General features: G+C 66.1%; 12 protein-coding genes. 7 read left to right on the top strand and 5 right to left on the bottom strand.

Going from position 1 to position 12,348, the window contains the following annotated elements; translation table 11 throughout:
* The first annotated feature begins 10 nt into the window (after window positions 1-10).
* Complete coding sequence (locus tag EFL26_RS21750) at window positions 11-595, top strand: TetR family transcriptional regulator (RefSeq protein ID WP_123225012.1); 585 nt, start codon at window positions 11-13, stop codon at window positions 593-595.
* A gap of 1 nt (window position 596) precedes the next feature.
* Here the strand turns inward: EFL26_RS21750 and EFL26_RS21745 are convergent, their stop codons facing one another.
* From EFL26_RS21745 to EFL26_RS21735, 3 genes are all read right to left on the bottom strand, one after another.
* On the bottom strand, window positions 597-1,559 hold the full coding sequence (locus tag EFL26_RS21745; protein WP_123225011.1) for an acyl-ACP desaturase: 963 nt from the start codon (window positions 1,557-1,559) through the stop codon (window positions 597-599).
* A 507-nt stretch (window positions 1,560-2,066) separates the two neighbouring features.
* Window positions 2,067-3,272, bottom strand: coding sequence for an acyl-CoA dehydrogenase family protein (locus tag EFL26_RS21740; protein WP_123225010.1), 1,206 nt, complete (start codon window positions 3,270-3,272; stop codon window positions 2,067-2,069).
* Window positions 3,273-3,283: 11 nt separating this feature from the next.
* Window positions 3,284-4,321 (bottom strand): phosphotransferase family protein, encoded by a 1,038-nt coding sequence (locus EFL26_RS21735; protein ID WP_123225009.1) that lies wholly within the window; start codon window positions 4,319-4,321, stop codon window positions 3,284-3,286.
* A gap of 67 nt (window positions 4,322-4,388) precedes the next feature.
* On the opposite strand from EFL26_RS21735, the gene EFL26_RS21730 reads away from it, so the two are divergent.
* On the top strand, window positions 4,389-5,216 hold the full coding sequence (locus EFL26_RS21730; protein WP_123225145.1) for a TetR-type transcription factor C-terminal domain-containing protein: 828 nt from the start codon (window positions 4,389-4,391) through the stop codon (window positions 5,214-5,216).
* A 28-nt stretch (window positions 5,217-5,244) separates the two neighbouring features.
* Entirely contained in the window at window positions 5,245-6,015 is a 771-nt protein-coding gene (locus EFL26_RS21725) for an SDR family NAD(P)-dependent oxidoreductase (RefSeq protein ID WP_123225008.1), read from the top strand.
* 417 nt (window positions 6,016-6,432) lie between these two features.
* Here the strand turns inward: EFL26_RS21725 and EFL26_RS21720 are convergent, their stop codons facing one another.
* Window positions 6,433-7,131 (bottom strand): TetR/AcrR family transcriptional regulator, encoded by a 699-nt coding sequence (locus EFL26_RS21720; protein WP_123225007.1) that lies wholly within the window; start codon window positions 7,129-7,131, stop codon window positions 6,433-6,435.
* A gap of 228 nt (window positions 7,132-7,359) precedes the next feature.
* A complete protein-coding gene (locus EFL26_RS21715) occupies window positions 7,360-8,076 on the bottom strand; it encodes a TetR/AcrR family transcriptional regulator (RefSeq protein WP_123225006.1) in 717 nt (238 codons plus the stop codon).
* Between the two features lie 425 nt (window positions 8,077-8,501).
* Between EFL26_RS21715 and EFL26_RS21705 the strand changes: the two genes are divergently transcribed.
* The 4 genes from EFL26_RS21705 to EFL26_RS21690 are packed head-to-tail and all read left to right on the top strand — an operon-like array spanning window position 8,502 to window position 12,275.
* Window positions 8,502-9,428, top strand: a complete 927-nt coding sequence (locus EFL26_RS21705) for an alpha/beta hydrolase (protein ID WP_123225144.1) — start codon at window positions 8,502-8,504, stop codon at window positions 9,426-9,428.
* Between the two features lie 3 nt (window positions 9,429-9,431).
* On the top strand, window positions 9,432-9,995 hold the full coding sequence (locus tag EFL26_RS21700) for a hypothetical protein (protein ID WP_123225004.1): 564 nt from the start codon (window positions 9,432-9,434) through the stop codon (window positions 9,993-9,995).
* Between the two features lie 35 nt (window positions 9,996-10,030).
* The gene (locus EFL26_RS21695) at window positions 10,031-11,593 is read left to right on the top strand and encodes a linalool dehydratase/isomerase domain-containing protein (RefSeq protein WP_123225003.1); all 1,563 of its coding nucleotides are present in this window, start codon (window positions 10,031-10,033) and stop codon (window positions 11,591-11,593) included.
* 1 nt (window position 11,594) lies between these two features.
* Entirely contained in the window at window positions 11,595-12,275 is a 681-nt protein-coding gene (locus EFL26_RS21690) for a DUF169 domain-containing protein (protein WP_123225002.1), read from the top strand.
* The last annotated feature ends 73 nt before the right edge of the window (window positions 12,276-12,348 follow it).

Genomic DNA, 12,348 nt, shown 5'->3' with positions numbered 1-12,348 from the left:
ATCTCAGCGGATGGCACAAACCTCTCTTCGTGAACAGACCCGCGCGGTGGTGCGGTCCCTGCTCGCCAGGACCGCTCTCGACTTGTTCGCTGAAAAGGGGTTCGACAACACAACGATCGATGACATTGCTGCCGCTGCCGGCGTGTCTCGGCGGACCTTGTTCAACTACTTCCGCAGCAAGGAGGACCTCGCGCTCGGCAGCCTGTCCGAACAGGGCGAGCTCATCGCCGCACGCTTCGCCGAGCGGCCGACCGACGAGGACGTCTGGGACTCTCTGCGCGCAGCGTTCCAGGTTCTCGACGAGATTGACGTCGCGGTGGAGCGTCGGATCGACATGGTGACGCTCCTCTTCGGGGACGGCAACGAGTCCCTGCGCGCCGGCCATGCGGAGAAGCAGGCGCGATGGCAGAACCTACTTGCTCCTCTGATCGAGCCGCGACTGCCGAAGTCCGCGCACCGCAGCCTCGAAGCACGCGCGATCGCGGCTGCGGCGATCACCTGTCTCCAGACCGCGAACGAGGAGTGGGCTCGGCTGCGCGGAAAGGGCGACGTCTTCGATCTCTACGACAGAGCCGTGCAAGCCGTTCGTGGTTGACTCACGCAACGATGACTCCCGGCTGTTCCGAGCGTTGTGCGAACCGGTCGCCGATCTCGGCTCGGCGATCCACGAACGCAGTGGCCTGGGCGTCGAGGACTTCTAGAAAGCTACCCAGCTCTTCGCGCGCCTGCTCTCCGCCAGGACCGAGTCCGGTCCGCTCGAAGACGTCCCAGTATCGCAGCACAGGCATGATCACCTCGTCGTGGTGAAGCCGAAGGTCGTAGATGCCGGCCCTCGCGATGATCACAGAGTTGCGGCGGAAGCCAGCCATCGTTGCGCCAGGCATTTCAAAGCCGATCACTTCGTCTGCAATCGCGCGCATCGTCTCTTCGGGTGCAATGTCGAGAGCTGCGGCCACGATGTTCCGGTAGAAGATCATGTGGAGGTTCTCGTCCTTCGCGATCCGGGCGAGCAACGTGTCTGCAAGTGGGTCACCTGTGACCTTGCCGGTGTTGCGGTGCGAGACGCGGGTCGCGAGTTCCTGGAAAGAGACGTACGCGACCGTTTCCAGTGGTGTCTTGTCGCCGGAGTCGTAGCCGGCCGTCATGTGATCCATCCGGGCCCGTTCGAGCTCGACAGGGTCGACTCCGCGCGTCACGACGAGATAGTCCCGTAACGCGATGCCGTGTCGATGCTCCTCTGCCGTCCAACGTCCGACCCATGTGCCCCAGGCACTGTCACGACCGAAGCGGGTTGCGATCTCCCGGTGGTAAGAGGGGAGGTTGTCCTCGGTGAGCAGGTTCGTCAGCATCGCCGCCTTTGCCGTCTCGGTGAGGTCCGACTGTTCGGGGTCGTAGTCCTCGCCGCCTAGGAAGGCAAAGTCGCGTCCGCGGCTCCAGGGAATGTAGTCGTGGGGATGCCACTCCTGTGCAACGTCGAGATGGCGGTCGAGGTTCGTCGCTACCACGGGCTCGAGTTCCTCCAGAAGGTGCCGCTCACTGTCCGGGCTGATGCTGTTCATTTCAGATTCCTGTTCTTGGAGATGCCGCGGGTTGGTAACACGGGTCGTGATGGGCCGGTAGCGGCCCGACCAACACCGGGGACTGGCTTCGTCGGGCAGGTCCCGTCGCGGCCGAGACAAGGGCGCCCGGCCGCGACGGGTCCTCGTTGGCGACGCAGAATCTGCGTGGCGCCACAGTGATGTTGCGATCAGCGGCGACGCCGAACTCCTCTTCCGGATCGTGTACGCGTCACCATCACCTGGTTCGATGACCTGACACTCCACTACCTGCTGACAGCGGACTGGAGCATGCACCGATGCTACAAAGATGCATTGCATGAAGCAATCTGCACCAAATGCAGATTGGGGACGGGTCACCCGTCGGCGAGGTGAAGGCCGTCTCGCCATGGCCGAGCATGTTCGTCGGGTGTTCACCCTGAGTCTCGAGGGATCGTCCAGCAGGTTGCCCCCGCCCTGCCGTGGGCCTGCAAAGTTTTCACAGAGCCCGTCGAAGTTGCGTGGGTTCCTTCAGCCCAGGTACCGGGGTTGCTTGCGCAGCTCCATGCGGGCGATGGTCAGACGGTGGACGGCGTCCGGTCCGTCGACGATTCGCAGCACTCGAGCCCACGCATAGAGGTAGGCGAGTGGCGTGTCGTCGGATACGCCGGCCGCGCCGAAGACCTCGATCGCTCGGTCGATAACCCGGCACGCCATGGCGGGGGCGGCGACCTTGATGGTGGCGATCTCGGTACGTGCTCCCTTGGCGCCGTGTCGGTCGATCAGCCAGGCGGCGTTGTACACGAGGTGGCGAGCCTGGTCGATGTCGATGCGTGACTCGGCGATGAGGTCCTGGACGTTCGCCTGGTCGACGAGGGGCTTGCCGAACGCGATCCGGGATTTGGCCCGGTCGACCATCAGGGCCAGCGCCCTCTCGGCCATCCCGATGGCACGCATGGCGTGGTGGATACGACCGGGCCCGAGGCGAGCCTGGGAAATGACGAAGCCGTCTCCTTCGCTTGCCAGCAGGTTCCTCGCCGGCACCCGCACGTCGCGGAACGTGATCTCGGAGTGGCCGTGCTGGTCCTGGTAGCCGAAGATCGGCAGGTGTCTCTCGATGGTCACCCCGGCAGTGTCGCGGGGGACCAGGATCATCGACTGCTGGAGGTGCGCCTCGGCGCTGGGGTCGGTCTTTCCCATCACGATGAACAGATGGCAGCGCTCGTCAGCGACTCCGGTGATCCACCACTTGCGGCCGTTGATCACGTATTCGTCGCCGTCGCGAGCAATCCGCGTGGTGATGTTCGTGGCATCAGAGGAGGCCACGTCGGGCTCGGTCATCGCGAACGCCGAGCGGATCTCGCCGGCGAGCAGCGGCTCGAGCCACTGTTTGCGCTGCTCGGTAGTGGCGAAGAGCTCGAGGGTCTCCATGTTGCCGGTGTCCGGCGCCTGGCAGTTGATCGCCTCCGGAGCGATGACCGGCGACCAGCCGGAGATCTCGGCTACGGCGGCATACTCCACATTGGACAGCCCTGACAGCGACGGGAGGAAGAGGTTCCAGAGCCCGCGACGTCTGGCCACCGCCTTGAGCTCCTCCATCACCGGGGGGTGGGTGTGTGCGCCGTGCTCGCGCAGGTAAGCCGCCCATACGGGTTCCGCGGGGAACACGTGCTCGCACATGAACTCCCACATCTTCTCGCTGATCTTTTCGGCTTGCTGGGAAAGAGCGAAATCCATGTCGTGTCCCTTCAGATCCTGGTGAGTCCGCTGGCGGCGAGCTGACGGACCTGGCCGTCTAGATCGCCGAACGACTGCCCGGCCATCGCACCGGTCCGCGATCGGGCGGCGACGCCCTGGGCGATCACCGCGAACTTGTAGTGGGCGAAGGCCTCATAGAACCTCAGGGCGCTGAGATCGAGATCGCTCGCGGCGGCGTACCGCTCAACCACACCGGCCCTGGACGGGAAGCCGCTCAGGTGGGTGACACCAGGGATCAGCTCGATGGGTGGCTCTCCGGCCTCTCGCCAAAAGAGCATGAGCATCCCGAGATCAGCCAGGGGGTCGCCCAGGGTGGACAGCTCCCAGTCGAGGACGGCCCTGACGCGACCCACGTCCTGGGCGTCGAAGATCACGTTGTCGATCCGGTAGTCGCCGTGCACGACTGCGCCTGGCTGGGGCGCAGGGACCCGCGCTGCAAGCCGTCTGCCCAGTTCGGTCATCTCGGCGACCTCCTCGGTACGACTCGACTCCCATTGGGCACCCCATCGACGCACCTGTCGTTCCATGAAGCCCTCGGCACGCCCGAAGTCGCCGAGTCCGACCATGACGGCGTCCACGGAGTGGATCGCAACGAGGGTGTCGACGAACGCCCACGCCATCGCCTCCCGTGCTGACGCAGAGTTGGCGTATCCCGGTGGGAGTGTGCTGCGGACGACGTGGCCGGTCACCTTCCTCATCACGTAGCAGGGCACCCCCAGGAGGGCGCCGTCGTCGGAGAGAACCACCTCGGCGACCGGGACTCCGCTGCCGCTGAGGGCCCGCTGCACCCGCGCTTCGCGGGCCATGTCGTGGGCACTGGGCAGCAGGTCACCGGTCGGGGGTCGGCGTAGCACCAGCTCACCGGCGTCGCAGGCGAGGATGAAGGTGAGGTTGGACTTGCCGCCGCTGATCAGCTGGGCACCGACCCCCAGCCACCGGTCGTCGCCCAGGGCCGCGGCGAGCGCGGGCGCCATCCGGTCGAGGCTAACCAGGTCGTTGGTGCTCGACGAGTTGTTTGTCCGCGACATGGCTGAACAGTACCGAATGAATGTACGGACGTGTTCAGTCCGCTCAGTGTGCGATATCTTGTTCGGCATGGCTGAACACATGATAGGTGCCGCAATCCGGTCCGCCCGTGTCTCGCGCGGACTGAGCCTGCGCCGCCTCGCGGGGGCGCTCGACGTGAGCCCTGCGACTGTGAGCGCCATCGAGACGGGGCGGACCGAGGTGACGGTTGCACGTCTGCGCCGCATCGCCGGGCTGCTCGAGGTCTCGACCACGGACCTGCTCCACGCTGCTCCGCCGCCGAGCGCGCCGCCTCCGCAGCAGATCGCGCAGCAGTGGAGGTCCTTCGACCCGGTCAACCTCGACCCGGTGCTCCTGGCGGCGTCGCGGGTCTTCGTGCGGCGCGGCTTCCATGCCGCCACGATGCGGGAGGTCGCCGACGAAGCCGGCCTCAGCGTTGCGGGTGTCTATCACCACCACCCGAGCAAGACCGGCATGCTGGCCGCCCTGCTCGACCTGACCATGGCCGAGATCCGCTGGCGCCTCCTCGCCGCCCGGGCCGATGGCGCGAGTGAGGCTGAGTCGTTCGCGTTGATGGTGGAGGCTTTGGCCCTCTTCCATGCCCACCGCGGCGATCTTGCGTTCTTGGGGGCAAGCGAAATGCGCGGTCTCGACCCCGATGATCGCACAAGGATCACCGCTTTGCGCGACGACGTGCAACACCTGCTCGACGACCAGGCCGCACGTGCGATCGCGGCCGGAGAGCTCAGCACACGCGACCCGCGCACGGCGACCAGGGCGATCGCGACATTGTGCACGTCGCTGCCGTCATGGTTCCGGCCGGACGGTGAGCTCGCTGCCGACCAGGTTGCCCGGCAGTACGCCGAGTATGCGATCGCGCTCATGCGCGCCGGCTGAACCCGCCCACCCGCTCGAGAGGAACCCCATGACCAACACCTTGCTCGATCTCTTCTCCCTGGATGGCCGAGTCGTAATCGTCACCGGCGCGAGCTCCGGCCTGGGTGCCGGCTTCGCGGTCGCCGTGGCCGAAGCCGGCGCGGATGTGGTCCTCGCGGCACGACGCGCGGATCGACTCGAGGCCAGCGCGGCGTCGGTCGCGGCACGCGGGCGTTCGGTGCTGTGCGTACAGACCGACGTGACCGATCCAGGTGCGTGCGCTCGCCTGGCAGAAGCCGCCATGGCTCGATTCGGCCGCGTCGATGTGCTGGTGAACAACGCTGGAGTCGGCAGCGCGGTGCCTGCGTTGAAAGAGACCCCGTCCGAGTTCCGTAGCGTTGTCGACGTCAACCTGATGGGCGCTTACTGGGCGGCTCAAGCGGCCGCTCGCGTGATGGAGCCCGGCTCCAGCATCGTGAACATCGCCAGTGTCCTCGGTCTGATCAAGTCCTACAGCCCACAGGCGGCGTACTCCGCGAGCAAGGCCGGATTGATCGGGCTCACGCGCGACCTTTCTCAGCAGTGGTCGCGTCGTAAGGGCATCCGGGTGAACGCGATCGCACCGGGATACTTCGACAGCGAGTTGACGGCACAGATCCGCGGGGACGAATTGCAGGCGTACGTCAATCAGACTTCGACACTCGGCCGCCTGGGTCGTCAGCACGAGCTCGACACTGCGGTCGTCTTCCTCGCCAGTTCGGCGTCGTCGTACATCACCGGCATCACGCTGGCCGTGGATGGCGGGATGTCTGGTCATTGATCGCCCCGTTCCCGGCGAGCAGATGATCTAACCAGGGCACGCGACGCTGTTTCTCTAATGAGGGCGCCGAGCGATCCGCACGTGTGCGCGCCTTCCAGACCCGGGGAGGGGCGTTCCCCGATGCGGACGATGAGACCTCCGTGATCATGGAGTTGGGGGGGCGCCTGCTTCTTGTCCATGGCCAACCAGGTAGGCGCTTGCACCCGCAACGGCACGGTCGACCAGGACGCCCGCGGCGGCGACGTCCTCGATACGACCTGATCGACCAGGACCCTAACGCCGTAGCGGTCCTGGACCCGGACGACGCGGCGAGCACCGGCCGCGCTCGCCTACTTGTTGACCGCACGCGGCCACGACGTTGCGCTCCTCGTGATCACGAGATGCAAAGTGGTCCACTCGCTCGGTTCTGCCCGATGATCAGCCGATGCCGAGCATCTCAATGGCGAGATCATGGGACTTCTTTGAGGTCGACCGATCGTCTCCGAGTCCGACCAGGATGTTCACGGTGGTCGCCTCGAGAACCTGGCGCACCGGTTCGTGGAACTGGTCAAGGTGCCCGCCGAGCTCGAGTGTGATGAAGCCGTGGACCGCGGACCACAACTGGCTCGCGATCACCTCGGCGTCGACGCCCGGATCGACTCGCCCGATCTCCACGAGCCGCCTGCAGGCGCCGACAAGCTGGTCATAGGCAGCCTGAAACGCCGCCGATCGCGCGGCCGGCGCGGGGGCCGGGGAGTGCGGCACTCGGTAGCTGCCGCGCGTGGACAACCCGAACATGGCGTCGTACAGATGAGGGTTCTCCCGCGCTAGACGCCTGCTGGTCAGGGCCATTGCAAACAGGTCGGTCACCGGGTCCGTCGTCATTGTTAACGCAGCGAACGCCGAACCTAGTTCACCGAATCCGCGGTCGATGACCGCCTGCAGCAGCTCCGGAAGTCCGCCGAGGTGATAGTAGAGCGCCTGAGTCGAGACGCCCGCCGCGTCGGCGACCGACCTGGCCTTGATCTGCGCTGGCCCTTCCTCGGCCAGGAGCCGGATCGTCGCCTCGACGAGTCGCGGCACGGCCTCCTCGGAACTCATTCGACTGGCGATCGAGGTCGTCTTGGATCGCGACATGCCGCTCGCCACCTCGCTTTTCCCCTCTTCAGTGATGCGAGGCTACACGCGCCAGGTCAGAGGCAACTCGGCGATGCTGCAGTCCACGGTCAACAGTTCCGAGGGCTCGCCGTTGTGGTGGCTAACGCCCGTTTCGAGCACCTGCCCGCAGGTCAATGAGACTGATCTATCGCCGCCTGCCGAACCGGCTCGGCGGGGAGGATGCGCCGCCTCAGGAGGTCGCGGCCGTCAGGATCCGACAATGCCCTCAGTGGGAGCACCGTCGTCGGCCAACGCAACCCGGTACGACGCCGCTACGCGCGAGGGCTCCTCGCCCGCTGCTACGAGTACGCCGGTGGTCATCGGGACGAGAATCTCGCGAACCGGGTCGTGAAGGTTTGTGAACTGTCCGCCGAGCTCGAGGGTGATGAACCCGTGCACACAGCTCCACAGTTGACTGGCGACAAGCTCTGGTTCAGCGCCTTCACACATGGGGGCCTGGGCATGCAATCGGGCGCACGCCTGTACCAGGTGAGCGTAGGCATCCGCGAACGCCCCCGTGCGGCTGCCGCCTTGCTCGGATGTCGCCTCGGGGGCCCGGTAGTTGCCCCGGGCGGACAGTCCGAACATCAGGTCGTAGAGGTGTGGGTTGGCCTTGGCCAGGCGTCGGGCAGCCAGCGCCATGGAGAACAATTCGGCGACCGGGTCTCCAATCGAGACGGCTGTGGAGAAATGCAGGTCGAGTTCGCGGAACGCCCGATCGACGACCGCTTGAAGGAGTTCGGGTAGGCCGCCGAGGTGGTAGTACACGGCGGTAGTCGAGACCTGGGCGATCTCGGCGACCGCTCGTGCCTTGATCTCATATGGCCCCTTGTCGGACAGCAGTTGTGTCGCTGCCCCTATGAGCCGCCGAACTGTCTCCTCTGAAGAACTGCGGCTATCGGCGTTCGTGCGGCGTGACGGCATCGGTGCATCTCCTAGCGAGACCAGACGCCTCCGGCGCTGTGGAATTCGAGGTCTCGGGGCTTGTCACGTGTGTGACCGGCGTCTAGTGTGTAACGAAGTTTATAACGAAGTTCCACTAGTCTGAGCGTACCCGCGCTGAGAGGAGCCGCAATGTCAGCGGACTGGTCGTCGAGTTGGATCAGGGTTAGCGAGTTGGGCAACCAGGTGCTTGTCGCGCGGTTGGCGAGCAACCCGCAGGGGTTGTTTGGTGGCGATACGCGCAAGCACGGCGAATTGACGCTCCCTCAGCCCGATGGCTACGCCACGGCGCTTCAGCACGGGTGCCCTGTACCGGCCGAAACTGGGCGCGCGCGGAAGGTGGCGGTGACCCAGTGAAGGATCGGACCAGTACGCGACCCAAGAGGGCCGCCGCGTCGGCTCAGCGCATGGACGTCACCTTCCGTTCAGGAGATTCCTACTGCGCCGGCTGGCTCTACCTGCCCGAGGGCGCGTCGGCCGATCAACGGGTGCCGTTGGTCGTCTTGGGACACGGCCTCGGCGCCACTCGAGAGCTCGGGCTGGACCGCTATGCCGAGCGTTTCGTCGAGGCCGGTCTCGGCGCCTTGGTGTTCACCTATCGTGGCCTGGGTGATAGCGGCGGTGAGCCGCGCCAAGTGTTGTCGATGCCGAAGCAGCTAGCCGACTGGGACGCGGCGATCGAGCACGCACGAAGCCGACCTGAGGTCGACCCCGAACGGGTCGCAATCTGGGGTTCCTCCATCGGCGGCGGGCACGCGATCGAGGTGGCTTCGCGGCATCCCGAGCTCTGCGCCGCTGTCTCCCAATGCCCTTTCACCGACGGGATCGTCTCCGCGAAGGCGCTCGGGGTCGGGGAGGTGCTGTCGATGACCGGTCCGATCATGCGCGACCTGGTCGCAGCGGCGCTCGGGCGGCGGCCAGTCACCGTGCCGATCGCGGCCAATCCTGGCGAACGGGGCTTCATGGTTGCCCCGGATGCTCTGCCGGGCATGCTCGCCCTGGTTCCCCCCGGCCACGATTGGGTCAACGAGGCCGCCGGCCGCAGCTTGCTGAGCATCTTGCGTTATCGGCCGGGTCGGTCGGCGAAGCGGATCGCGATTCCGATCCTCATCTGTATCAGCGACAACGACACCGTCACGCCGGGCGAAGTCGCCGACGCCTACGCGCGACAGGCGCCGCTGGGGGACGTGCGGCACTACGAGGCCGGCCACTTCGGCTTCTACCTCGGCGAGGCGTTCGAGGAGCTCGTAACCGACCAAACGGAGTTCCTCGTCTCCCACCTCAGGCCGCAGCTCGCCGGCAGTACCTCGCAGCCCACCGGCCTGGACTCCTAGTCGATGTCCAACGTTCTCCTACGGGTACTGCTGTGGGTCTTCGGGCAGTGCATGACCCACGGCTCTCGGTTCATGCCGGGGCTGCGTTCGCAGATCACTCGTACGCTGATCTTTGAGCTTTCCGGTGGCAACGTGGCGCGCCACTGGATCTTCGATGCCCCATCCAGGCGGGTCCGCAGTGTGGCAGGGCCGGCGAGCGAGGCCGACAATCGGTTGCGATTCGCCACGAGCCGGCAGGCGCTGGCGGTGCTCGTATCCACCCGGACGGTGGACAAGCTCGTCGAAAGCCGCAACCGGGGCACCGTCCAGATCGACGGCAGTCCGTTCATCGTGCTGTGGTTCTATGGATTGACGCGCATGTTCGTGCGTCTCGGCGCCGAACGGCAGCCACGACAGCCGATCCCTGGCGCATACCTGCAGCACGATCCGAGAGCCAACGGGGCGGAAAAGATCCTCATCGAGCCGGCAGTCACCCGGCTGGACCCGGCGTGGCGCGACGCCTGGAAGGCGCGATCCTCCCTGCTGATGGTTCGAGCAGCCATCGGCGAGCCGGTGGGTGAGCCGTGAACAACAATGTCGGGGTCTCTCGCTCAGCGGAGTCGATGGACACCTCGACACGGGCAGATGGTCTCAACGACAGGTCGCTGGGCTGGTTGAGGTTCATGTGGGACAAGGCCACCACACCCGACGACTGGAGCGATCAGGGCGAGCCCCACCCGTGGTGGGACCGCTACAGCGAACCACCGATGTGCGCCTTCCCCAGGTTCGACCTGGCGGAGATGTCCTACGTGCTGCCGATGATGCTCGAGGCCACGCCTGCCTGGCGTGAGCCCTACGTCCGCATCCTCGACGAGCTCGCGCGTCGTTACACCACGTTCTGGGGCGCCGCGGATTGGAACACGCTGATCGGGCCCGACCCCAACGTCGACAAATACCCCCCCGAGTGGCTGGCCATGGCCCCTGAGCAGCTCCGTGGCCGCTACGCACTGCCCGGGTGGACCGCCAACGGTGTTGAGCCCTGGGGACTCCAGCCCGACCCGGTTGGAAGTGACGGCAACCTCTTCTACCGCGGCTGGCTCAATCTGTTGTTGAGCATCCGACGCTACGTCTCGGCCGAGCCACAGGAAGACGCCCCCTTCGAGGTCTCCGGGTACCAGAACCGAACCTTCACCTGGACCCACAAGAGGATTGCGCACTTCATCTCCGACCAGCTGGTTGCGCGACCGCAAGGCACCCACTGCGAGAACACAAAAGTGTGGATGTTCTGCATGAGCGCGGCCGGGCTCGGGCTGCAGCTCTACGACGCCCTGCTCGGCACCACGGTCAACCAGCCGTTCCTGGACTGGGTCGCCTTCGCTGAGAAGCACTACATGGGCCGCGACCGACGTGGCCGGCTGGACTGGGTCGCGTTCTACTACGACCCGATCGAGGCCTCCATGCTGAGCTTCCCCGGTCGACTGGGCGGGTACGGCGCACTGTGCCTGCTGCACTACCTGTACCCGCAGGACGCCAGACTCGGCGAGGAACTCTACGAGTGCGCGATGCGTCAGCTCGGCTGGAACGACCCGTCGGTGCCGGTGATCCAATGGGCAGACGACCCACAGATGCTGTCCACGGCGATGTGGATGGCCCGCGAACTCGGGGACACCACCACCTGGGACAGGCTGCGCGAGATCTCCGAGTCTCAGTTCGAGCCGCGGTTCTTCGGCGAGGACAACACCCGCTTCGCCTACTGGTTCGGACTTGACGAACCTTGGCCGCGGGGCCAGTTCAACGCCACGATGGCCATGATCGAGTGCGCCGAGCCCGGCGCCTGGTCCCGCGTCTTCAACGCCCCGCGCACGCACCTGCATGCCCAACCGACGCTCCGCGGAGTCGACTACCCGACGATCGGCGTCCGTCGCACCCACCACGATCTGGAGCGACAAGTACTCGAGGTCGACACCTTCGCCGCGACCCCCGCGCATCGGGGCGGTCCGACAACGTTCACCGTGGAGAACCTTCCGGTCGACGCGCTGCGCGTGCGTCTCGATGGCCGGCCCCATGACGGTTGGCGACGCACCGGACCGGACAAGGTCGAAATCGACTTGGCCGTCGATAGCCACCACCTTGAGCTGGCGTACGCCCAGCGACCCAACCTCGATCCGTACGACAGAAGGGCCTGACATGAGCAACATCCCCACCCTGGCCGACAAGCTGAGGACTCTCCTCGGGCTGGGCGATGCCCCCGTCGGCGTCACCTTCGACGCCGCCGACGCCGACCGAGCAGCCCCGGTCCCATCGCAGCCTGCAGGCTGCTGCTTCTGGGAACCCGCCCAGCGCGCCAGGCTGGACACCGTCGCATCGGATCACGCCAACTGCAGCGTTGGCAGTTACACCCATGGGCTCATCCCATTGGAGATCGCAGCCGCCCAGGACGACACCGGCGCCCTGGTGGGCAGCGGTTGGGTGACCGAGGAGGACCTCGAGGCGACTCCCGCTCTGGACTTCAAGCCAGAATCGATCACCTACCAGCCGCTCGCCGACGCATCGGACCCGGATGTCGTGCTCGCGCGGCTGACCCCGGCCGCCCTTATGAGGCTGCACGCTGCTGTGCCCGAACTCACTCTCGCCCAAAAGCCCCAATGCATGATCGTGCCGCTCGCCCACGCGGGCCAAGTGGCCGTCAGCCCCGGTTGCGCGGTCAGCCGCACCCGCACCTCACTGCCCGATACCGACCTTACGTGCGCGATCCCGGCGGGCGACCTCGCATCAATCGTGGCCCGACTCGAATCTGTCGTGTCCGCCGACCAGATGGTCAGTGCGTACGCCGCCGCCGACGTCGAGGCGAACTTCTCCGCCCACTGACCCCGCCGTCGTCGGTGGCGCCCACCCAGCGCGATCGCGATGCACAGCGACCGCACTGCCCGGGCAAGTCACG

The sequence above is a fragment of the Nocardioides pocheonensis genome (assembly GCF_003725535.1).
In the GTDB taxonomy this organism is placed as follows: Bacteria; Actinomycetota; Actinomycetes; order Propionibacteriales; family Nocardioidaceae; genus Marmoricola; species Marmoricola pocheonensis.
The sequence above is the reverse complement of the archived record's forward strand: the minus strand, read 5'-3'. Positions and strand labels throughout refer to the sequence as shown.